Source organism: Moheibacter sediminis (assembly GCF_900176425.1).
GTDB classification, from domain to species: Bacteria; Bacteroidota; Bacteroidia; order Flavobacteriales; family Weeksellaceae; genus Moheibacter; species Moheibacter sediminis.
Genome location: NZ_FWXS01000003.1, coordinates 211,084 through 233,568 on the forward strand (window position 1 = coordinate 211,084; position 22,485 = coordinate 233,568).

General features: G+C 36.6%; 19 protein-coding genes. 9 read left to right on the plus strand and 10 right to left on the minus strand.

Annotated elements, in window-relative coordinates; translation table 11 throughout:
* Nucleotides 1-174: 174 nt before the first annotated feature.
* The 6 genes from secG to miaB all read right to left on the minus strand — a co-directional run bounded on the left by secG (nt 175) and on the right by miaB (nt 5,288).
* On the minus strand, nt 175-522 hold the full coding sequence (gene secG / locus B8977_RS06070) for a preprotein translocase subunit SecG (RefSeq protein ID WP_084016791.1): 348 nt from the start codon (nt 520-522) through the stop codon (nt 175-177).
* A gap of 5 nt (nt 523-527) precedes the next feature.
* The gene (locus B8977_RS06075) at nt 528-1,289 is read right to left on the minus strand and encodes a hypothetical protein (protein ID WP_084016792.1); all 762 of its coding nucleotides are present in this window, start codon (nt 1,287-1,289) and stop codon (nt 528-530) included.
* 121 nt (nt 1,290-1,410) lie between these two features.
* Nucleotides 1,411-1,914: an LptE family protein gene (locus tag B8977_RS06080; protein WP_245828463.1), complete on the minus strand. Its 504-nt coding sequence runs from the start codon at nt 1,912-1,914 to the stop codon at nt 1,411-1,413.
* Nucleotides 1,915-1,984: 70 nt separating this feature from the next.
* On the minus strand, nt 1,985-3,247 hold the full coding sequence (locus tag B8977_RS06085) for a sigma-54 interaction domain-containing protein (RefSeq protein WP_084016793.1): 1,263 nt from the start codon (nt 3,245-3,247) through the stop codon (nt 1,985-1,987).
* A gap of 13 nt (nt 3,248-3,260) precedes the next feature.
* Nucleotides 3,261-3,818 carry a GNAT family N-acetyltransferase gene (locus B8977_RS06090; protein WP_084016794.1) on the minus strand — a complete coding sequence of 186 codons (558 nt, stop codon included), beginning with the start codon at nt 3,816-3,818 and terminating at the stop codon, nt 3,261-3,263.
* Nucleotides 3,819-3,848: 30 nt separating this feature from the next.
* On the minus strand, nt 3,849-5,288 hold the full coding sequence (gene miaB / locus B8977_RS06095; protein ID WP_084016795.1) for a tRNA (N6-isopentenyl adenosine(37)-C2)-methylthiotransferase MiaB: 1,440 nt from the start codon (nt 5,286-5,288) through the stop codon (nt 3,849-3,851).
* A 211-nt stretch (nt 5,289-5,499) separates the two neighbouring features.
* Here miaB and B8977_RS06100 point away from each other — a divergent pair, with 211 nt between their 5' ends.
* From B8977_RS06100 to B8977_RS06140, 9 genes are all read left to right on the plus strand, one after another.
* Nucleotides 5,500-6,324 (plus strand): DUF2189 domain-containing protein, encoded by an 825-nt coding sequence (locus tag B8977_RS06100; protein WP_084016796.1) that lies wholly within the window; start codon nt 5,500-5,502, stop codon nt 6,322-6,324.
* A 49-nt stretch (nt 6,325-6,373) separates the two neighbouring features.
* Nucleotides 6,374-8,881: a type I DNA topoisomerase gene (gene topA / locus B8977_RS06105; protein ID WP_084016797.1), complete on the plus strand. Its 2,508-nt coding sequence runs from the start codon at nt 6,374-6,376 to the stop codon at nt 8,879-8,881.
* A gap of 5 nt (nt 8,882-8,886) precedes the next feature.
* Complete coding sequence (locus B8977_RS06110) at nt 8,887-10,023, plus strand: formimidoylglutamase (protein ID WP_084016798.1); 1,137 nt, start codon at nt 8,887-8,889, stop codon at nt 10,021-10,023.
* 105 nt (nt 10,024-10,128) lie between these two features.
* Nucleotides 10,129-11,583, plus strand: a complete 1,455-nt coding sequence (gene porK, locus B8977_RS06115; protein WP_084016799.1) for a T9SS ring complex lipoprotein PorK/GldK — start codon at nt 10,129-10,131, stop codon at nt 11,581-11,583.
* A 68-nt stretch (nt 11,584-11,651) separates the two neighbouring features.
* On the plus strand, nt 11,652-12,326 hold the full coding sequence (porL, locus tag B8977_RS06120) for a type IX secretion system motor protein PorL/GldL (RefSeq protein WP_084016800.1): 675 nt from the start codon (nt 11,652-11,654) through the stop codon (nt 12,324-12,326).
* Nucleotides 12,327-12,382: 56 nt separating this feature from the next.
* The gene (porM, locus tag B8977_RS06125) at nt 12,383-13,921 is read left to right on the plus strand and encodes a type IX secretion system motor protein PorM/GldM (protein WP_084016801.1); all 1,539 of its coding nucleotides are present in this window, start codon (nt 12,383-12,385) and stop codon (nt 13,919-13,921) included.
* A gap of 22 nt (nt 13,922-13,943) precedes the next feature.
* Nucleotides 13,944-14,846, plus strand: a complete 903-nt coding sequence (gene porN, locus B8977_RS06130; protein WP_084016802.1) for a type IX secretion system ring subunit PorN/GldN — start codon at nt 13,944-13,946, stop codon at nt 14,844-14,846.
* A 230-nt stretch (nt 14,847-15,076) separates the two neighbouring features.
* The gene (locus tag B8977_RS06135; RefSeq protein ID WP_394334468.1) at nt 15,077-16,153 is read left to right on the plus strand and encodes a PA0069 family radical SAM protein; all 1,077 of its coding nucleotides are present in this window, start codon (nt 15,077-15,079) and stop codon (nt 16,151-16,153) included.
* A 9-nt stretch (nt 16,154-16,162) separates the two neighbouring features.
* Complete coding sequence (locus B8977_RS06140) at nt 16,163-16,822, plus strand: class I SAM-dependent methyltransferase (RefSeq protein ID WP_084016804.1); 660 nt, start codon at nt 16,163-16,165, stop codon at nt 16,820-16,822.
* Here the strand turns inward: B8977_RS06140 and ribB are convergent.
* Genes ribB through B8977_RS06160 form a run of 4 tightly spaced genes read right to left on the minus strand, consistent with a single transcriptional unit; the run spans nt 16,817 to nt 22,442 of the window.
* Nucleotides 16,817-17,941: a 3,4-dihydroxy-2-butanone-4-phosphate synthase gene (ribB, locus tag B8977_RS06145; RefSeq protein ID WP_143736354.1), complete on the minus strand. Its 1,125-nt coding sequence runs from the start codon at nt 17,939-17,941 to the stop codon at nt 16,817-16,819. The genes B8977_RS06140 and ribB overlap by 6 nt on opposite strands.
* Before the next feature lie 8 nt (nt 17,942-17,949).
* Nucleotides 17,950-19,416 (minus strand): LptF/LptG family permease, encoded by a 1,467-nt coding sequence (locus B8977_RS06150; protein WP_084016806.1) that lies wholly within the window; start codon nt 19,414-19,416, stop codon nt 17,950-17,952.
* Nucleotides 19,417-20,043 (minus strand): outer membrane lipoprotein periplasmic chaperone LolA1, encoded by a 627-nt coding sequence (locus B8977_RS06155; RefSeq protein WP_143736356.1) that lies wholly within the window; start codon nt 20,041-20,043, stop codon nt 19,417-19,419.
* A gap of 5 nt (nt 20,044-20,048) precedes the next feature.
* Nucleotides 20,049-22,442, minus strand: a complete 2,394-nt coding sequence (locus B8977_RS06160; protein ID WP_084016807.1) for an FtsK/SpoIIIE family DNA translocase — start codon at nt 22,440-22,442, stop codon at nt 20,049-20,051.
* Nucleotides 22,443-22,485 lie beyond the last annotated feature (43 nt).

Here is a 22,485-nt window from a genome sequence, read left to right on the forward strand (position 1 = left end):
TTTCTGAAAGATATCTAAATTTTCTTTCCGGCGGGGTCGCGCCCAAAAAAAGTTTCAAGTTTAATTCTTCAAGTTTCAAATTTTGTAGGGCTAAGCTTGAATTGAAAAATAAAAAAAATAAAAATCCCGCTGAGGTTGTCAACGGGATCTGTATATTGAAATAATGATTTCTGATTAGTTTGCCGGAGGCGTATTGGTCGGTGTAGCCGGTGCATCTGGTGTTGGTGCTGATTGCTGTTGTGGCAATTCAACCGGAACTTCATTTACCGGAACGGTAGATGCATATGGATTTTCCTGTAATACGTTTGCAGTAATAATCAGTACCACAATAATGGTTGCCAATGTCCAAGTTGCTTTGTCAAGGAATTCGTTGGTACGTTGTACGCCGAACATCTGTCCGCCACCTGATCCGCCGAATGTGGATGAAAGTCCTCCTCCTTTAGGGTTTTGTGATAAAATTACTAATATTATCAGTACACAAACTACTATAATAAGTACCATTAAAAATGTGAAAGTTCCCATTGTGTTTATTTTGTATTCTTTAAATTTTCTATTTCGTTAATTCGGTCTGCAAAGAAAATACTTTTTTCCGGATATTTCAAACTTAAAATTTTATATGCGCGGATTGCTTTGTCAAATTTCTTTTGCTGGGTATAAATCTGGGCAAGCGTTTCGGTCATGAGGTCTGAATATTCGCTTGGGTTATCGTTTTTGACAACGAGTTGACTTATTTCTGTTGAAATTTTTACAGGAGAAATTTTGGGTGATTTTTCGATAAATTCGTCAATCAGCTGAAATTTGATGTCTTTTTCGGTTGGTTTTTCTTCTGTTTTGGTTTCTGAAATATGCAACCATTGTGAAAATGTCATTTCCTGATGGGTAGAAACAGGAATGGTTTCTATTTCGGGCTGGACTTCAATTGTTTCGGTTTCTTCAGCTTGAACTAATTCTTCTTTCGTTTTAATGATTTCTTCAGAAATCTGAGCTGTTTCCGCTGGTGTTTCAATTGTTTCAGCTTCAGAAATTGGTTCTACTTCTTCAAATACTTCAGTTGTTTGTTTTTCCCTTTGAAGGTAGTGGTAAAGTGCAACGCGGCTTGGGCTGTAGATGCTTGTTTTCTTTAATTCCGTATTATAAGATTCGTGCTCAAATTCCTTTAATCCAAATAACAACAATGAACGAAGCGTCGCAAAATACGGATATTTGTCGATTTCATCCTGTAGCAAAGCCACATCTGAAAGCTGTACTTCAAATGGTTTATTGATAAGATGTTGAATTCTTGTGTTCATATTTAATCGAAATACGATAATGGAAATGCGAAATTAGCTAAAATAGATTTGATAATAGAATGTTGATGTAAATTCAAAAGAACGGAAACACCCATCTTCTGGTATCCAGCATACATCAAAATTACCAATCCATCGCGATTGCATTAAAAATTTGTGCGGTTAGCTGTTCAATAATATCTGGCAAGAGAGCGCTCTCTGCCTGCATGATGGTTTGATTTGCCTCAAAATCTTCGTAAGCAGAAAATGACTTATCAAAACTTTTGCTTTCGTCCTTGTTATTTTGATAACGAACCCTCACGGTCATTGTTAACCGGTTTTTTCCAGCGATTTCATTAGCCTGGATGGCAACTGCACTTTGTTGGTAACCAGTTATTTCTCCTTCTATCAGCAGATCGGCATTGTCATCAGCTGTCAAAGATAATTTTGTTCTGTTGTTGAAAATATCTTGTAATTTATTGGTAAATTCCTGACTTAAATTTGGATTTTGGTATTGAGGTGCTACATTGGGAAATGTTGCTATTTTGATTGTCTGCCATGTCGGGTCGATGGAAGAACCCGAAAGGGTATAGCAAGAAGTAAATATTAAAGGCAAAAGACAAAAGACAAAAGGCAAGAATGATTTCATTTTTAAATTCATCCTGAATTTTGAATTTTGAATGAGCTTTGAACTTATTTTATTCATAATCCTATTGATTTTATCCAATTAAATCGTATTGTTTAATTTTTCGGTAAAGTGTTCTTTCAGAAATTCCCAATTCATCGGCAGCCGCTTTGCGTTTTCCTTTGTATTTTTCTAATGCCTTGCGGATCATTTCTTTTTCCTGTTCCTGCAAAGACAAAGACTCCGCATCGTAACTGACTTCTTCAAATTCATGGTCATCATAATTATAAGAATCATAATCTTGAATAATAGAAGTTTTTGGTTCTTCTTTCGGATAAATTTTCAATGAAGAAAAATCAGGTTCAGCCGTGTTATTTTCCCGAATCACGCGGTTCAGCAAATCTTGGTTTCCGGTAGAAATATTTTCTTTGTTATGAATTAAATCTAAAGTCAGTGAACGCAAATCATTCAAATCCTGTTTCATTTCCAATAAAAATTTAAACAAAATTTCGCGTTCTAAATGGTCGCCGGTTCCACCGGATTTTTCTTTCGAAATCAAAGCAGGCATCGTATTTTGATTGGGAAGATAGGTTTGAATTTTTTCAAAAGTGATTGTTCTGTCCTTTTCCACGACTGAAATTTCTTCCGCAAAATTTCGCAATTGTCTGATGTTTCCCGGCCAAGGATACGTCGTGATGTATTGCATGGCTTCTGAAGTGAATTCCAACGGAGGCATTCTGTATTTGGAAGCAAAATCTGAAGCAAATTTTCTGACCAAAAGCGGAATGTCATTTTTGCGCTCACGCAATGCTGGAACGTCAATCTGAACAGTGTTTAGTCTGTAATATAAATCTTCTCTAAATTTTCCTTTTTCGATGGCTTCGGTCATTTTTACGTTGGTTGCAGCGACAACACGCACATCGGTTTTTTGGATATCCGATGAACCTACTTTCATAAATTCGCCGCTTTCCAAAACACGCAGCAAACGAACCTGTGTCGGCAATGGCAGTTCACCTACCTCATCTAAAAATATGGTTCCTTTATCAGCTACTTCAAAATATCCTTTTCGCGTTGCGGTAGCACCGGTAAATGCACCTTTTTCGTGACCAAATAATTCTGAATCGATGGTTCCTTCCGGGATTGCACCACAGTTTACGGCAATATAATTATTGTGTTTTCGGGCTGATTGTGAATGAATGATTTTTGGGATGAATTCTTTCCCGACACCACTTTCACCACTCACCAGGACAGAAATATCCGTCGGTGCAACTTGCATTGCTTTTTCCAAAGCACGGTTGAGTCCGGCGTCATTTCCTATGATTGAAAATCTTTGTTTTATGGTTGTTAGATTATCCATTCTTTTTTCAAGTTTAATGTTGAGGGTTTATAATTGAATAATGAATGGAATCTGTAAACTCACCATTGTGATAACAATCTTCTCTGAAATGAGCTTCTTTTGTGAAATGAGCTCTCTTTAAAACGTTTTCTGAAGCGGTATTTCGAGCGTCTATGATTGCAGTCAATGTATGAAATTGAGCTTGATTAAATCCAAATTCAATGATTTTGTCCAATGCTTCTTTTATGATTCCTTTTCCATGAAATTTCGGATTTAAAATATACCCGACTTCTGCACGGAAATCAGTTTTGTTAATTCTATAAAGTCCAATGATTCCCATTAAAGTGTCGTCGCCTTTTTGGGTGATCGCCCAGTTGATTCCTTCCTCATTTTCTTTGGCTTTTCTAAGTACTTCGATGTGGTTCAAAGCATCTTGCTTTTTTGTAGCAGGTTCTCGTGGAATGTATTTCATAACTTCCAAGTCTGAGCGCAAGAAAAATATTTCATCAACGTCTGTTTCAACGACTTCTCTTAAAATCAGATTTTCGGTCATAAGAAGCGGGAATTTTGAAAAATCAGTGTTTAAATTCATTTTTTTTTCAAGTTTTAGGTTTCAACTCGTTTAAGCCATTTCTCCCAACAAAGTTGCAGAAGTACAGTCATTGGCTTTTACCATCACGAAATCACCGACTTTGGTTCCTTCCGTTTTAGGGAAAACCATCACAGCATTTTGTGAAATTCTTCCGTACCAGAAATTTTCATCACGTTTGCTGTTCCCTTCGATCAAAACTTCATGCACTTTTCCCACGTAAGCGCGCATTCTTTCAGCAGCATGTTTTTGTTGTAAATTGATGATTTCAGTTAATCTTCTTTTCTTAATTTCTTCCGGAACATCATCTTCCATTTTTTTGTGGGCAGGCGTTCCCGGGCGATCTGAGTAAGCAAACATAAATCCGAAATCATATTTTACATACTCCATTAACGAAAGCGTATCCTGATGTTCTTCTTCAGTTTCGCCGCAGAATCCAGCAATCATATCGTGTGAAAGTGCACAATCAGGAATTATTTCATAAACTTTATCAATCAAGGATAAATATTCTTCACGCGTATGCTGACGGTTCATTCTATCTAAAACCGTTGTGCTTCCGGACTGAACGGGTAGGTGAATGTATTTACAAATGTTGTTGTATTTCGCCATTGCACGCAAAACCTTCTCGTCCATATCTTGCGGATTGGAAGTAGAAAAACGAATTCTCATTCCCGGAACTGCTTCCGCAACCATTGACAATAATTGTGCGAAATCAACCGCTGTTGCCTGCTGCATTTCCGACGCTTTTTTGAAATCTTTTTTCATTCCGCCGCCGTACCACAAAAACGAGTCAACGTTTTGACCTAAAAGCGTAATTTCTTTGTAGCCTTTTTGTTCTAAATCTTTACATTCTTCCAAAATCGAATGTGGGTCACGGCTTCTTTCACGTCCACGCGTAAACGGTACCACACAGAAAGTACACATATTGTCGCATCCGCGAGTGATAGTCACAAATGCGGTCACTCCATTTCCGCCCAAACGAACCGGACTTAAATCTGCGTAAGTTTCATCTTTGGAAAGAATTACATTGATGGCATTTCTGCCGTCTTCAACTTCTTCTAATAAATTAGGTAAATCACGGTAAGCATCTGGTCCGACAACCAAATCCACGATTTTTTCTTCTTCGAGAAATTTGGCTTTCAAACGTTCCGCCATGCATCCCAAAACGCCGACTTTCATAGAAGGATTGTTTTTCTTTAATGCATTAAATTCTCCTAATCTTTTGCGGACGGTTTGCTCGGCTTTTTCGCGGATGGAACAAGTATTGACCAAAATCAAATCGGCTTCCTCCATTTTATTGGTGGTGTTGTATCCGTTTTCAGACAAGATCGAAGCAACGATTTCAGAGTCGGAAAAATTCATCTGACAACCGTAACTCTCTAAAAATAATTTTTTAGAATTCCTTTTCTTACTGTCTAAAATCAAGGATTCGCCCTGTTTTGATTCGTTTATTTCTTTTGTTTCTGTGTGCATAATCGTATGGTGTTCAAGGTTTAAAGTTTAATGTTAAAGTAGGGTGTTATTTAGTAAGGGTTTCAATAGAAACATCTTTTAACATTGAATTTTAGACTTTAAACAAAAAAATTAAGGCTACAAATTTACGAAAAATACTGACATTATGACAGACGATTTAAGATTTGCATTTATTTAACTTTTAAGTATTTTTGATGAAAATTAAATCAACATGGAAAATAGTTTTGTAAAGAATAAATTGGAACAAATTAAAAGAGAAGGTTATGGACTTCATTTGGAAGGTGTTTTGTCAGATGCTTTTGATATACATAAAAAATCAATTCTTCCCGGCTTTGTGGTAACACTTCTTTACTTCTTGATATTGATGATTGTAGGACTTTCCATGTTTGGGATGGTTTATGGAATGAGTTTGACGGAATTTATGGAAACGGCCCAACGCAATCCTAATGCACTTGAGGCTGCGCTTTCCAATATTGCTTTAAATTCAAAATTAATCAGTTCTTTGCTATCGGCAGTTGTTACAGCCCTAATCACTCCGATGCTGGCTGGGTTGTACAAAGTTGCCTATAATACCCAATATGGAGGCAATGGCTCTGTGTCAGATTTATTCGTTTATTACAAACAGCCTTATTTTTCAAATATTGTCATTTATACATTTTTGTTTACAGCCATTATGCAGCTTGTAAATGTAGGTTTTGATGAGTTTATTCCGGGATTTGGGAGTTTTATTTATCTTATACTTTTTATAATTCTTTCAGTCTTTTTAGTTTTTACAATTCCATTCATTGTCTTTGGTAATTTTTCATGGATTGAAGCTGTGAAATCAAGTATTTCGGTTACTTCAAAAAATTGGTTTTTCTTACTTTTTATATTGGCGATTTCATTCATTATTTCTTTTATTGGAGTAATTTTCTGCGGGGTTGGTATTTTATTCACATTTCCTTTTTTATACATCGCGACTTTTGTTTTGTACGATAAAATAATTGGATTTAATAATGAAGCGGACGACATTTCAAAAATCGGCGAAATTCAATAGATTTTGGTAGCTTAAATTATTTGTTTCTATTTTTGCCAAAAATTTAGAGATGCCCAAGAACCTTGTAATAGTCGAATCACCCGCCAAAGCAAAAACCATTCAACAATATCTTGGAGACGATTTTATGGTCGAATCTAGCTTTGGACACATCGTGGATTTGCCCAAAAAAGGAATGGGAATCGAAATCGAAAACAAATTCAAACCGCTTTACGAAGTTTCTGCCGATAAAAAAGAAGTCGTAAAAAAACTAAAAGAATTAACTAAAAAAGCAGAAACCGTTTGGCTCGCTTCCGATGAGGACCGCGAAGGAGAAGCGATTTCTTGGCATTTGTACAATGTTTTAGATTTAAAAAAGAAAGAAACTCATAGAATTGTTTTCAATGAAATTACCAAAAAAGCAATTCAGAAAGCAGTTGAGAATCCACGAAGCATAGATGAAAATTTAGTTGATGCGCAACAAGCGCGACGAGTTTTAGACAGATTGGTAGGTTTTGAAGTTTCTCCTATTTTATGGAAAAAAATCAAACCAGGACTTTCTGCAGGACGTGTGCAATCCGTTGCAGTTCGCTTGATTGTAGAAAGAGAAAAAGAAATTCAAGGTTTCAAACCGGTTTCTTCATTCAGATTTACAGCTCAATTTTTAACCAAAGAAAACAAAGGATTAAAAGCAATTTTAACGAAAGAATTTTCAACTTTTGAAGAAGCTAAAAAATTCATCGAATCGTGCACCAATGCAGAATTTAAAGTAAAAGATTTACAGAAAAAACCTGCAAAACGTTCGGCGTCTGCGCCTTTTACTACTTCGACTTTGCAACAGGAAGCATCTTTGAAATTAGGTTATCCGGTTTCCAGAACGATGCGTGTTGCACAGCAGTTATATGAAGCGGGGCACATTACTTACATGAGAACCGACAGCGTGAATTTGTCGCAAGATGCAATTGCTGCTGCGGAAAAAACAATTCAAAGAGAATTTGGCAATAAATATAGTTCACCAAGAAATTATACCAATAAAAATAAATCTGCGCAAGAAGCGCATGAAGCGATTCGTCCAACAAATTTTGATGTCAAATCTGCTGGTGGAGATGATTCGCAACACAGATTGTATGATTTGATTTGGAAAAGAGCGATTGCGAGCCAAATGGCAAATGCTGATTTGGAGCGTACGATAATTGACATTGAAAATTCAAACAATTCTGAAATTTTCCAGTCAAGAGGAGAAATCATCATTTTTGACGGGTTTTTGAAAGTTTATCAAGATACGATTACCGATGACGATGCGGAAGATGACAAAGCAATTTTGCCCGATGTTTCTAAAAATGAAAAATTAAAAGCAGATGAAATTTTCGGAACTGAAAAATTCACTAAATCTCCGCCGAGATATACGGAAGCTTCTTTGGTTAAAAAATTAGAAGAATTGGGAATCGGTCGTCCATCGACTTACGCGCCGACAATTTCTACGATTCAAAATCGTGAATATGTGATTGTCGGAAGTTTGGATGGGGAACAAAGAAAGTTGCAGACTTTAAAATTAAAGAAAGATAAAATCACTGAAAAAGTTGAAACCGAAACTTTTGGTGCAGACAAAAGGAAATTAATTCCAACCGACATCGGAATTGTGGTGAATGACTTTTTGGTAGATTATTTCAAAAATATTTTGGACTACGATTTCACTGCCAAAGTGGAAGAAAGTTTCGATGCGATTGCAGAAGGGAAAGAGCAATGGACGGAAATGATCGACGGATTTTATGGGAAATTTCATAAAAACGTAGAAACCGTTCAGGAAACTGCGGAACGTGCAACGGGCGAACGTGAATTGGGCATCGATCCAAAATCAGGAAAACCTGTTTCGGCACGAATCGGAAGATTTGGCCCGATGATTCAAATTGGCAATTCAGAAGACGAAGAAAAACCAAGGTTTGCAAGTTTACTAAGCACACAATCCATTCACAACATCAGTTTGGAAGAGGCTTTGCAATTGTTTGATCTGCCTAAAAATTTAGGTTTATACAAAAATGAAACAGTTGAAATCAACGTGGGGCGTTTTGGGCCGTATGTGAAATTTCAGGAGAAATTCATTTCGGTTCCAAAAGGGGAAGACATCATGGAAATTTCGTTGGAAAGAGCCATTGAATTGATTGATGAAAAAATGAAAGCAGACGCGCCGATTGCGTCTTATGATGGACTGGAAGTAACGAAAGGAAAAGGAAGGTTTGGACCTTTTATCAAATGGAACGAAATGTTCATCAACGTGAACAAAAAATATGATTTCGATAATTTGTCGAACAAAGACATCGAGGAATTGATTCAAGATAAATTAAAAAAGGAATCTGAAAAAGTTGTTCAGAACTGGGAAAGTGAAGGAATCAGAATCGAAAAAGCACGTTGGGGAAGACACAATTTAATTCAAGGGAAATTAAAAATTGAACTCGCAAAAGAAGTCGATGTGATGAAAATGACAGTGGATGTTGCGAAAAAATTAATCGAAGCCAAAAAACCAGCAAAAAAAGCAGCGGGGTCGAAAAAACCGGTAGCTAAGAAAACCACAAAAAAGAAATAATTTAAATGCTGAATGAATTTTTAACGCCGGTTTCGGGCGAATTACAGGGGTTTGCAACGACGCTCGATGATTTTTCAATCGGTAGAAATATAAATTTTGACAACGAAATAGCTTCCAATGGTTTGGTGATTTTGGGAGTCAAAGAAACACGTGGTGGAGAATCTGAATTCAATTCCGAATTGGAATTTGATACATTCCGAAAAGAATTTTATCAATTAAAAAAAGGAGATTGGCATTTGCCGATTTATGATTTGGGTGATTTGGAGCCCGGCTCAACGAAGGAAGATACTTATTTCGCACTGCAAAAAATCCAGGAAGAAATTTTGCGCAGCAAATCGATAGTAATTGTTTTGGGTGGAACTTCTAATTTGGCTTATTCGCAATTCAGAGCATTTGATTCTGTAAAATTAAATGTGAACTTGACCTGTGTTGACAATCGATTTCGATTGGGAAATGAAAAAGAAGATTTGTCTTTTTCAAATTATTTGAGCAAAATCATTGCCGAACCGCCACATAATTTATTCGAATATACACATCTTGGTCACCAGACATATTTTGTCGCACAAGAGGAATTGGATTTGATGGAACATCTGAATTTTGATGTGAAAAGATTAGGGAAATTAATTGAAAATATCAACGAATCAGAGCCAGAATTACGGAATTCTGACATGGTTGTTTTGAATTTAGAATCGATGCAATTCTCTGATTTTCAATCTGGAATTAAATTGTCTCCGAACGGATTCAATTCTAGGGAAATATGTTCGCTTTCCAGGTACGCGGGCATCAACAATAAAGTACAGTCCTTTGGCGTTTATAACTACAAAGCGAAAAACATAGAATCAGACGATTTGTTGTTGTCTGAAATTCTCTGGTATTTTATTGAAGGAAAAAACCATGCCCCACAAGATTCGGATTTTAGGGAATCTGATGATTTTGAAAAATTTTATGTACAAATTCCTGAACAGGATTTGACATTTTACCACAATTTAAAAACGGAGCAGTGGTGGCTGGAACTCAAGGATATGAATGATGCCGAAGAAGAAGGCAGTCAGATAGTTCCTTGTTCAAAAAAGGACTATGAAAATTCACTTGAAGGAAAAATACCGGAACGCTGGTGGAAATCGTACAAAAAATTATATTAAAGTAACAATAATATCATTTTTTGTTCGTTAGCTAAAAGCCAAAGGAAATTATTTTTGGTGAATCGTAAAATTATAATAGATTTACACGCTTAAAAAAAATTGAGGATGAATAAAGCATTGGTAGCAGTAATCATTTTGTCTTTCACACTCTCTTCTTGTAATATGTTGAAGAAGGGTAGGAAAGGGAAAGACGACGGTCAGATCGTAGGACAGAAATCGTCTGGTTGGACCCCGCAACGCCCTAAGGGAATGGTTCCCATTCCGAGCGGGTCATTTGTATTGGGACAAACTGATTATGATTTTACATTTGAAAATGATGCACCGGTAAGAACAGTGTCCGTTTCAGGATTCTATATGGACGATACTGAAACGACGAATTCAGAATATCAAGTATTCGTAAGTTATGTACGTGATTCTATCGCAAGAACGATGTTGGCTGAGAAAGCTGCTGAATTAGGATTTGATCCTACAAATGGAGGCGGTGGCAGGGATGCTACAGGAATTGCAGCATATCAATATGTTTCAGGTTCGGAAGACGGAGAATCAACTCCTTATGATGAATGGTTGAAGCAAAATGCTACAGGTCGCGATGGCGGAACGGGTGTGCCTGCTGATCAAAGAAAATTAAACTGGAACGTTGACTTGGCTTGGAATAAATATGAATACCCTGACATTGATTACGTGGAAGTAATGGAGAGCATGTATTATCCACCTGAAGAAAGGTTCAACGGAGAAAGATTGATTGATGTTCGTAAACTGAAATACAAATACATTTGGGTGGATCAGGAAGGTGCCGCCAAAGAAAAAGGAAATTCAGATTCTTACAGAATCGATTACAGACACGAGGAAGAAGTAAGTATCTATCCTGATACTACAGTTTGGGTAAGAGATTTTAACTATTCACACAATGATCCGTTGCACCAAAACTATTTCTGGCATCAGGCGTATTCAGACTATCCTGTAGTAGGAGTAAGCTGGGATCAGGCAATGGCTTTCTGTGCATACAAAACAAAAAAACAAAACGACTATCTTTCAACTAAAAAGAAAAAGAATGGTGTTTCAAATAAAGTAATCGACTACAGATTACCAACTGAGATCGAATGGGAATATGCTGCCCGCGGTGGTTTACAAGATGCACCATACCCTTGGGGAGGTCCTTATTTGACAGATGACAGAGGATGTTATTTGGCAAACTTCAAACCAAAAAGAGGTGATTATATCGAAGACCAAGGAAAAGGTTACATGTACACAGCTCCTGTAAAAACTTTCCATGCAAACGGATACGGATTGTATGACATGGCAGGAAATGTGGCAGAGTGGACAAGTTCTCCTTATGACAAAGCATTCTATCAGACGACATCATCATTAAACCCTTCAATCATGAGAGAACACAGCGAAAACAAATCTGTTAGAGGTGGTTCTTGGAAAGACGTAGGATATTTATTGATGGTAAGCGCACGTGACTGGGAACACAAAGATTCAGCGAGAAGTTTCATTGGATTCCGTACCGTACAATCTTTCCCTGAAGGAGCAAAAATCAAATTCAAGAAGAAACGATAAGAATAAGAAAACAAATCAAAACAATTATTTTATAAATTTTTAATTAACACAAATTTATTTTTAGAATTATGGCAACAAAAGCGAGCAAAAAGGACGTTATACTAAACATGGTTTATAGTTTAGGGGCTGCAGTAGTAATTATCGGAGCATTATGTAAAATTAACCACTATTCACCATTAGGAATCGATGGATCTATCATCCTTGCAATTGGATTGGTTGTGGAAGCATTGATTTTCGTTGTATTTGCTTTTGACAAACCAACAGGTGATTACCAATGGGAAAAAGCATATCCGGAATTAGCTGATGGTTCTCCAGTAGCAAGAAAAACTGCCAAAGTGGTTGAGGAGTCAGACAACATGTCTCTTTCTCAAAAATTAGACAAAATGTTGGCTGATGCAAAATTAGACGCTTCTTTGATGGAAAGATTACGTGCAGGTATCGATAACTTCGGAACGGCTGTTAATGAAATCAATAAAACTACAAGCGCAGCAGCAGCTACACAACAGTATGGAGACCAATTAGCATTGGCTGCAAATCACATGGAGTCATTAAATGCTTTGTACCAGGTACAATTAGAAAGCGGACAAAAACAAGTAGAATTAAACAAACAATTCATTTCAGAAATGGAGGCATCTGCGGGAGGTTCTCAGAAATTCCAACAGGAAATGGAAGCTTTGTCTGCAAGCATCAACAGCTTGAACAAAGTTTACGGCGGAATGTTATCTGCAATGAAAGGAAGTTAAGAATTCAATTAACTCAAAATGAAATTAATGTTTAACATTCTACTTATTAAATAAAAATGGCACAAGGCAAACAGTCACCACGTCAGAAGATGATCAACCTGATGTACCTGATTTTCATCGCAATGATGGCAATGCAGGTAGATCGTCAGGTGTTGAGATCTTTTGAAGATATAACAGTCACTTTGAATGAATCATCAAAATTGACTGATGAAAATAATACGACATTTTACGATCAAATTGTAAAAAAAGCAAGTGAAGATCCTGATTATGCGGCTATCCAAGGAAAGGCTGACCAGGTAAAAGCTGAAGCAGATAAAGCGTTTAATGCTATAGATGCATTGAAAAATAAAATTATGCAAACTCAGGCATATCAATTGCCTGCAATTGGAGCAACTGAAGAGCATGAAACAAATTATGCTTCTTTATCTAATGTAGATGCAGTTACTAATTTGTTATTTATTTCTGATGACAAACCGAAACCGGAAGCGGAAGGTTTAAAATCAGCAGTTGATAATTTCAAAACTTTTATGGCTACGGCTTATGCTGATTCTGATCGTGACAAAAAACGTGTTGAACAAATTTTCAACACTTCAGACAGAGGAAAAAAATCTTGGTTAAACAGTTTATTCTATGGACAACCTTTGATTGCAGGATTGGCTAACTTAACGAAATTACAATCAGATATTCGCACAGAAGAGGGTAACTTGGTTAGAACTTTATTGTCTAACAAATTGGAGGATGAAATTGAGTTAAAAGCATTCCAACCTATCGTAATGGTTCCACCAATTATGAGAGCTGGAAAACCAGTTGAAGCAAGCATTGCTTTTGGTGCATTTGACAATACTCTTCAAGGATCTGTATCTGTAGGCGGTCAAAACGTGACACTAAAAGACGGTAAAGCAGTATTTAATATCACTCCAACTGGTTCAGGTATGAAAACTATTTCTGGTACTATGAGTTATAAAGCGAATGGAAAAGATGTATCAATGCCTTTTACCCAACAATATGAAGTAGTTGCTGAAACAATTCCAGAACCACCAAGTGGAGCTATCATTACAGCTGATAAGATGAATGTTGTTTACCGTGGATTAGATAACCCGATTTCAGCTACAGTAAATGGTGCGGAAGGAGCAATTTCATTGACAGCATCAGTAGGAGGATTGAGTGGATCTAACGGTAAATACAACTTTAAGCCTGCAGCAGGTAGCGGAACAGTAACATTTACTGCTTCAGCTAAAACTTCCTCAGGTAAAACTGTTTCAGGTAAAAAAGAATTTAGAATCAAACCAGTTCCACCTGCAAGAGGTAACATCTTGAACAAAACAAGTATTACAGTTCCAGCAAATGGATTGGCAGCACAAACAGTTCGTGTTGACTGGCCAGACTTCTTGTTCGACTTAACTGCGAATGTAAACTCATTCAAAGTAAAAGTTCCTGGTCAGCCTACAGCTTCTGTAACAGGAAACAAAATGTCTGCTGCATCTGGAGTATTGAGCAAAGCAAGAAAAGGTGATGCCGTATTTGTTTTCGATATCAAATATAGCTCAGGATCTATTTCTGGTGAAGCATCACCGGTAACAATTGAAGTACAATAAAAATTAATAAATATCAATCATCATGAAGTGTCTTTTTTTCGGAATAATGAGTTTGGTGGCATCTTTGGGCTATGCCCAGAATGTTTTAAACGCGATTTCACCTGAAGAATTAAGGGAGCAGAGAGCGAATAAAACAAAGGTTACCGAAGCAGGAGATACAGTTAGTACCTTGGCAGAACCTTTGCCTTATGGTTACATCGAGGACAAAGAAGTCATTTGGTCAAAAGTCGTTTGGGAAGTTATCGATTTGAACGAGCGTCTCAATCAGCCTTACTACCGTTCTTCTGACGGATTATTGACAGAATCAGCTACTCTATTCGATGCTTTGGCAAAAGGAGTGGAAAGCGGAGAAATTGCAGAAGTTTATGATGATGAGTACTTTCAAAATAAGATGACTTATCAACAAATCAGAGATCGTATGGTAAATGTTGATACGCAACAATTTTATTACGATATGGTCGAAGCTGGAGAAACTCCTGATGAAGGTGCTATTTTTAACTTCGAAATGGATTCTCAAGACATCAAAATGGTAAAAATCAAAGGAATTTGGTACATAGACCGTCGTTTAGGAGAAATGAAATATCGTCTTTTAGGACTTTGTATCATGGGGCCAGACGCACAGACTTTAGGTACTGAGTTTGATGACGGACAATATGTGGAATTATTCTGGATTTGGTACCCAAGTGCGCGTAAAACATTGAACAATTACAATGTTTTCAATCCAAATAACTCTTCGTCCAGTATTACGTTTGATGATTTGTTGAATGCAAGACGTTTCTCTTCAGTCATCTACAAAGCTCAAACCATGTATGGAATCAGACCGATTGAGGATTACATTCCAAGAAACTCTAAAGGTCAGTTAGAAGAGCACGACCGCATCCGCGAGAGCATTCTTCAGTCTGAAGCCGATATGTGGCACTATTAAAAATTATTTTAATCCAATACAAATCCCGTTGACAACCTCAGCGGGATTTTTTTTGGGCGCCCGGGCGGGCTGCTTCGGTCTATGCTTCGCTCCGGTCTTTCATTGCCATTTCAGACCGCTCCTTTCAGTCGCGCCACTAAACATCCCTGACGCAGTCAACGTTATAAATTTTAACTTTTCAACTTATCAACACCGACATATTTTGACGTTATCACTTCGTAAATTTGAGTGTGGAATCAAAAATTACAAAAGGACAGGGAGCAATAGAAAACGTTCACAATCATTTCAATCGAAATGCTTATGAACGCACCATTTATGAAGATAACTTACTGACAGAAGAAGGAGAAATAGAGGAATCTATCGCCAAAACAGAAATCATAGAAGTTTTCCCAAAAACCATCATGAATGATGTCCGAAGAAAAGGACAACCTTTGGAGTTTTCCATGAATCCATACCAAGGCTGTGAGCACGGTTGTGCTTATTGCTATGCACGGCCTACGCATGAGTATTGGGGATACAGTGCAGGAATAGATTTCGAACGCAAAATTTTAGTCAAAAAATCTGCGCCTCAATTATTAGAAAAATTATTTCAAAAAAGAGGATATCAAGCAAGGGAATTTATGCTTTCCGGAAATACAGATTGCTACCAGCCTGTAGAACGAAAATTAGAAATTACACGCAAGGTTTTAAATGTTTGTCTGGATTACCGCCATCCGGTGGGAATTATCACCAAAAATGCTTTAATTCTACGTGATTTAGACATTTTGAAAAAGCTTGCGGAAAAGAACCTGGTCAATGTTGCGATTAGCATTCCCACCATCAATGAAGATTTGAGAAAAAAGTTAGAACCACGCACTTCATCAATTCCACAAAAATTAAAAACAATTGAAACCTTGGTTCAAAATGGAATTCCGGTTTTTCCGATGGTTGCACCCATCATTCCCGGACTCAACAGCATGGAAATTCTTCCTGTTTTAAAAAAAGTTTCAGAGTTGGGAGCTTATAATTTCGGTTACACATTGGTCAGATTAAATGATACGGTAGAGCCGGTTTTTTCCTCTTGGATTCATGAACATTATCCTGACAGAGCAGAGAAAGTTTTGAACCAGATCAAATCTATGCATGGAGGAAAACTCGGTGAAAGATTGGCAATGAAAAGAAACAAAGGCGAAGGGAATATTGCGGAAATGATTCATTCAACATTTAGAATCGGAAGACAGAAATATTTTGCGGACAAGCCCAAACGTGAAGAATTAGCAACACATCTTTTCAACGGAAAAAAGGGAGAACAATTATCTTTGTTTTAATTTTGAAATATGAATGAACAAGAATTGAAAGGGCTTGCGGAGCAATTGGGCAATCCATCTGGGAAAAAAGGAGTAGAAGTGGCGGAAATGATGGACAGAAATAATATCAAAATGACCATTCATTCCATCGATAATTTAGAAATTAAAAATGGAGATTCTATTTTGGAAATCGGTCATGGAAATTGCGGCCATTTGAAATTAATTTTCGAGAAAGCAATCGAAATTCAATATACGGGTTATGATATTTCGGAATTGATGAACATTGAAGCAAAGAAATTAAACCAAAATTTAATTCAAAATAATTCTATAGAATTCAAGTTGTACGACGGAGATATTTTTTCCGAAGCTGATAATTCTTTTGATAAAATTTTTACAGTAAACACGCTTTATTTCTGGTCAAATCCAATTGAATTTATCAATGAAATTTACAGAACTACAAAACCAAATGGAATTTTCTGTTTGACTTTTGCTGAAAAAGATTTTATGGAGAAACTTCCTTTTACAAAATTCGGATTTAATTTATACAGCATCGAAGATGTCCAAAAATTAATTGAACATTCAAATTTCAATCTTGAAAAAATCGAAAATCAAACAGAAGAAATTCAATCGAAATCAGGAGAAATTGTCAGCCGAAAGTTTCTAACGATGGTTTTGAAGAAAACTTTATAGTTCGGTATATTCAACAATTTCAATATCAAAACCGCCTACAGATTGTTTTGCATTTGGGTTTCTTGTAATGAGATTGATGTTCTTGATGCCTAAATCTTTAATGATTTGCGCTCCGATTCCATAATCTTTCATGTCATTTGGAATGATTCCTGTCGCAGCAGTTCCTTCTAAATACTGTTTGAACTGATTCATTTTGCTCAACAACAAATCAGAATCGGAAACATTATTGATGAAAATAATTGCTCCTTTTCCAAAGTCATTGATGATCTCAGTAGTTTTTTGAACCAAAGGTGTTTCCCCAAATTGTAACGCAGAAAACAAATCGTAATAACTATTCGAAGAAATCACTCTCAACGGAATTACCTCATTTTCAGTCCATTTTCCTTTTGTCAAAGCAAAGTGGATTTGATTATTAGTTGTTTGTTTGTAAGAAGTCATCTGGAAATCACCGAAAGCAGTTTGCACCGGAAATTCGTCAATTCTTTCAATCAATGAATCATGTTGCAAACGGTAAGCAATCAAATCCTGAATCGAAATTATTTTCAAATCAAATTTTTCAGCAATCTTGAAAAGTTGTGGCAAACGTGCCATGGAACCGTCTTCATTTAAGATTTCAACCAAAATTCCGGCAGGTTTAAATCCAGCCAATCTTGCCAAATCAACCGCAGCTTCCGTATGTCCTGCTCTCCTCAAAACTCCGCCAGTTTTGGCTTGCAAAGGGAAAATGTGTCCCGGTCGCCCTAAATCAGACGCTTTTGTATGTGGATCCACCAACGATTCTATTGTGTTCGCTCTGTCTTTCGCAGAAATTCCGGTGGTATTTCCTTTTCCTTTGTAATCAACCGAAACAGTAAATTGGGTTTCGTGTAAAACGGTATTGTTCGTAACCATCAAATGCAGATCCAATTCCTGACAACGTTCAATTGTAAGCGGTGTACAGATCAACCCTCGTCCATGTGTCGCCATGAAGTTGACCATTTCGGGTGTAACTTTTTCGGCAGCGGCTATGAAATCGCCTTCATTTTCGCGGTCTTCGTCATCGACAACGATGATTACTTTTCCTTCTTGAATGTCTTTTAGAGCTTCAGATATGGTGTTTAGGCGGATTGTTTCTAACATTGTTTCCATCATTGATAACGACTATGTTCGGTATTTTTTTGTTTGCGTCTGAACCTTGAAAAGAATTTAACTACCGGATCTAAATAATTTCCTAAGTTAAATAATCCCGAATCATTATTTGCCTTGTAAAACAGCACCATAGCAAAAGGGAAAAATATCAGGTTTGCAGACCATGCAGCAAAGGTAGGGTCTATAATGCCATTTTTGGTCATGTTTTCAGAAGAAAAATTGATGATATAATACAGAACAAATATGACAATCGAAATCACAACCGGCATCCCGATTCCCCCCTTTTTTACAATTGCACCTAACGGAGCGCCAATCAAAAAGAAAATGATGCAGGTAAAAGCATACGAGAAATTTCTGTGATAATGCAGCTTTTGTTTCGCCTGAATTTTTGTTTTAGTACGAATTTCTTCTCCCTGCCATTTATAACTTTCCATTTCTCTTTCCACTGAGGCAATGGATTCGTTCAGTAATTGGGTTTTCTTTTCAGGTTTTAAATCTTCTATTTTTTTAGGTAAAGAATCCTTTGCAGATAATTTGATTTCCTTCAACTTATCCCATCCATAAACATTTTTAGCATAGTTTCCTTTGAAAACTTGGTCGTAATATTTTGCATAATCTTTGGTCATGGAATCAATTCTTCGGTTCAATTTTGAAGCATTGAGAAATCGGTAATGGTCTGTAATATTTTCTTCATCCATTGCTTTTTGCAAAATTTCAGAGATGTCGATGTATAGATTCATCGTATCAAATTTGATGGATTGATTGGGTTGATTTTTTCTTTCCTGTGCGCCTTTGCCTTTTATTTCATCCACATAAATATGTCCGTCAAAAAGCTCCATTTTCAAAAGACGAATGTCTTCCTTGTCACGGGTTAATGTTCCTTTTTTTGAAATAATGGTTTGTTTGTCATCATCAAATTTTCCGGTTTTATGAATGAAAACATCTGCTAAAATATCTTGATTTTCACCGGAAACTTTGTTAATTTTCATGCTGAATCCGGGAATGTTTTCAATGAATGCACCTTCCACCAATTGTAAAGTAGGATTGGCCTTGACAATATTGTAAGCTAAATTCTTTGCTTTCCTTTGTGAATACGGCATAACGTGGTCTCCAAAAAAATAAAGTCCGATTGCCATCAAGGAAACAACAGTAAAAAGAGGAGTCAGAATTCTTGCAAGAGAAATTCCAGAAGCCTTCATGGCAGCCAATTCATAGCGCTCGCCCAATCCACCAAAAGTCATGATGGAGCCCAACAAAATGGTTAACGGTAAAACAAGCTGGATAACGTTGATTCCCAAATAAATCAACAGTTCACCGATGGTAAGCCAACTCAATCCTTTTCCTGCAAACTTTTCCATTTCCTGCCATGCAAACTGCACGATGAAGATGAAAAATAAGATACTGAAAATAAAAAAAAATGGTCCTAAAAACGTTTTAACCGTGTACCAATCAAGCTTTTTGATCATTTAAATCTGGGTTACAATGTAGCCGTCGCTTTCATATTTTGACTTATCAAATTTAAACAAAGGTTTCGGAATAATTAAATTTTCTAAATAATCTTTCACAGTGATGGTTCTAGTACCTCCATTTTTATTGGTTTCCTTGTATTGGTAAAGGGTTTTATTGTTTGTATTAATTCCTACGGAAATAGATTTTACATCAGAATTTCCTGTTGGCGTTAATTTGATAAATTGAATTTTATTTCCGTCAATGGTGCTGGTTTTTTCCAATTCATATTTGTAACCCGTTTTGTACATCCCCAGAATTTTAACAGGCGTCAAAAGATCGTCGCTGTCTTTTGTAGGTATGGAAACAGTAACTTCTTTATCTTCCTTTGAAATGGTGTACAAAGTTTTCCCGTCATAAATCTGATTGATTCCCATCACATTCAGATTATATTTTTCTTTTGAAGCATAAACTTCACCAATTTCGCCTTTGGAATTTCCGCTTTCTTTTACTTCAAATTTGATGTAATAAGTTGGGATTTTTGAGTAAGAATTACTCACCTGATCCAGCAATTCTTTAGCATTTTGAGCATTTGCAGAAATGGAAAGTGACAATAAAATCACCGTGAAAAATATGTACTTGATCATTAGATTTAATTTTGATTCAAATTATTCAACAACTGTTCCAAACTCATGTCATCCATAATCAGCACCTGACGGGCTTTACTGCCTTCAAACGGACCTACAATTCCAGCTGCTTCCAATTGATCGATAAGCCTCCCTGCACGGTTGTAACCTAACTTTAATTTTCTTTGCAAAAGTGAGGCCGAACCTTGCTGTGACATTACGACAATTCTGGCGGCATCATCAAACAAACTGTCGCGGTCATTCAAATCAATATCCATAGCGCTTCCGCCATCTTCACCGACATATTCAGGCAATAAAAACGCGTCTGGATAACCCTTTTGTGAACCGATGTATTCGGTAATTTCATCCACTTCAGGCGTATCTACAAACGCACATTGCAAACGCACTAATTCATTTCCGGTCGTGAAAAGCATATCTCCTTTTCCAATCAATTGATCAGCTCCCGAAGAATCCAAAATTGTACGTGAATCAATTTTTGAAGTTACCCTAAATGCTACACGCGCAGGGAAATTGGCCTTGATGGTTCCCGTAATTACGTTAACGGAAGGTCTTTGTGTTGCGATAATCAAGTGAATTCCAACGGCACGCGCCAACTGTGCCAAACGTGCAATCGGCATTTCAACTTCTTTTCCGGCAGTCATGATTAAATCCGCAAATTCATCGACGATCAAAACGATGTAAGGCAAATATCTATGACCATTTTCAGGATTTAATTTTCTTTGTTTGAATTTCTCGTTGTATTCTTTTAAGTTTCTAACGTAAGCATTTTTGAGTAATTCATATCGGTCATCCATTTCAATACAAAGTGAATTCAATGTGTTGATTACCTTTTTGTTATCCGTTATAATTGCATCATCAGAATCAGGGAGTTTTGCTAAATAATGACGTTCGATTTTTGAATAAAGCGTCAATTCCACTTTCTTCGGATCGACCATCACAAATTTCAATTCGGAAGGATGTTTTTTGTACAACAATGAAGTGATAATCGCATTCAATCCAACTGATTTTCCTTGTCCTGTCGCACCCGCCATCAATAAGTGAGGCATTTTTGCCAAATCGGCAACAAAAGTTTCGTTGGAAATGGTTTTTCCAAAAGCAATCGGCAATTCCATTTTTGCAGTTTGAAATTTCTGAGAAGCAATCACAGAACGCATTGACACCATCGTCGGATGACTGTTTGGAACCTCAATTCCAATCGTTCCTTTTCCTGGAATCGGTGCGATAATTCGAATCCCCAATGCACTTAAACTTAAAGCGATATCGTCTTCTAAATTTTTAATTTTTGAAATTCTTACACCTGCTTCCGGAACGATTTCATACAAAGTTACTGTAGGGCCAATGGTTGCTTTTATCTGAGAAATTCCAATGCCATAATTGGCAAGTGTTTCGATGATACGGTTTTTGTTTCGTTCTAATTCTTGTTGATTGATGGTTACATTTTCACCGGAATCATATTTTCTCAACAAATCCAAAGGCGGAAATTTAAATCCAGGCAAATCCAAAGTCGGATCGTATTCACCATGTTTTTCTACAAGATTTGCAGAAATTTTCTCAACCGTATCTTCTTGTTTAATTTTTTCCACAGTTAATTCTAGATCATCTTCATCCTTTGTGGAAATATTTTCTATAATCAATTCATTGCTCGGAGAGATTGTTTTTTTTTCTTCCGGAAAATCAGTGATAATCAATTCAGTTTTCGGATTCAAATTATCCAAAGAAAGTTCTTCAATTGGATCAGGGGTTATTTTTTTCGGTTTTGGAATTTCAGAAATAGAAGCTTCTGTTTGTTTTTCCGTTTTGATTTCAGGTTCTAAATTTTCATCATCTTCATCCAATCCTTTGGATTTTCTTTGAACAGAACTTGCCAGTTTTTCTGGGGTGATTCTCCAATTAATGACCATGTAAAGAATCAAACTCATTCCTAATAAAATTCCCATTCCGATTTTTCCGATAAATGTGTTCATGTAGTCATTTATCTCAAATCCCATTACACCATGAAGAATTCCGATTTTTGAAACAAATCCTAAAAATATTGGTGTCCAAATCAAAAAAAACAAACAATTATAAAGTAGTTTGAAAGGTTTTATCTGTTTGAATTTGAACAAAATTTTAATTCCCAACAAAATAAAAAATATGGGTAAGAAAACGGCAGTTATACCTACTCCATGGTAGATGAAAAGCTCACCTAAATAAGCACCAAGCTTTCCTAAAACATTTTCAGCAACGACTTCTCGGCTCCAAAAATCAGCGAGCTGGCTTTGGTCGTTGTGACCATGGAAAATATAAGAAACAAAGGAAATCAATAAAATGATGCCCAATGCTAAAAAAACAACGCCGGAAATGGTTTTCAAGACATTTTTACGCGGTGGTTTTGGAGAAATCATTTTCGGTTCGTCCATTCGGATAAATTCTGAAATAAAATTAATTTACAAAAATAAGAAT

Coding starts and splice junctions, on each gene's coding strand:
- secG (WP_084016791.1), bottom strand. CDS start 522: ATGGGAACTTTCACATTTTTAATGGTACTTATTATAGTAGTTTGTGTA.
- B8977_RS06075 (WP_084016792.1), bottom strand. CDS start 1,289: ATGAACACAAGAATTCAACATCTTATCAATAAACCATTTGAAGTACAG.
- B8977_RS06080 (WP_245828463.1), bottom strand. CDS start 1,914: ATGAAATCATTCTTGCCTTTTGTCTTTTGTCTTTTGCCTTTAATATTT.
- B8977_RS06085 (WP_084016793.1), bottom strand. CDS start 3,247: ATGGATAATCTAACAACCATAAAACAAAGATTTTCAATCATAGGAAAT.
- B8977_RS06090 (WP_084016794.1), bottom strand. CDS start 3,818: ATGAATTTAAACACTGATTTTTCAAAATTCCCGCTTCTTATGACCGAA.
- miaB (WP_084016795.1), bottom strand. CDS start 5,288: ATGCACACAGAAACAAAAGAAATAAACGAATCAAAACAGGGCGAATCC.
- B8977_RS06100 (WP_084016796.1), top strand. CDS start 5,500: ATGGAAAATAGTTTTGTAAAGAATAAATTGGAACAAATTAAAAGAGAA.
- topA (WP_084016797.1), top strand. CDS start 6,374: ATGCCCAAGAACCTTGTAATAGTCGAATCACCCGCCAAAGCAAAAACC.
- B8977_RS06110 (WP_084016798.1), top strand. CDS start 8,887: ATGCTGAATGAATTTTTAACGCCGGTTTCGGGCGAATTACAGGGGTTT.
- porK (WP_084016799.1), top strand. CDS start 10,129: ATGAATAAAGCATTGGTAGCAGTAATCATTTTGTCTTTCACACTCTCT.
- porL (WP_084016800.1), top strand. CDS start 11,652: ATGGCAACAAAAGCGAGCAAAAAGGACGTTATACTAAACATGGTTTAT.
- porM (WP_084016801.1), top strand. CDS start 12,383: ATGGCACAAGGCAAACAGTCACCACGTCAGAAGATGATCAACCTGATG.
- porN (WP_084016802.1), top strand. CDS start 13,944: ATGAAGTGTCTTTTTTTCGGAATAATGAGTTTGGTGGCATCTTTGGGC.
- B8977_RS06140 (WP_084016804.1), top strand. CDS start 16,163: ATGAATGAACAAGAATTGAAAGGGCTTGCGGAGCAATTGGGCAATCCA.
- ribB (WP_143736354.1), bottom strand. CDS start 17,941: ATGTTAGAAACAATCCGCCTAAACACCATATCTGAAGCTCTAAAAGAC.
- B8977_RS06150 (WP_084016806.1), bottom strand. CDS start 19,416: ATGATCAAAAAGCTTGATTGGTACACGGTTAAAACGTTTTTAGGACCA.
- B8977_RS06155 (WP_143736356.1), bottom strand. CDS start 20,043: ATGATCAAGTACATATTTTTCACGGTGATTTTATTGTCACTTTCCATT.
- B8977_RS06160 (WP_084016807.1), bottom strand. CDS start 22,442: ATGGACGAACCGAAAATGATTTCTCCAAAACCACCGCGTAAAAATGTC.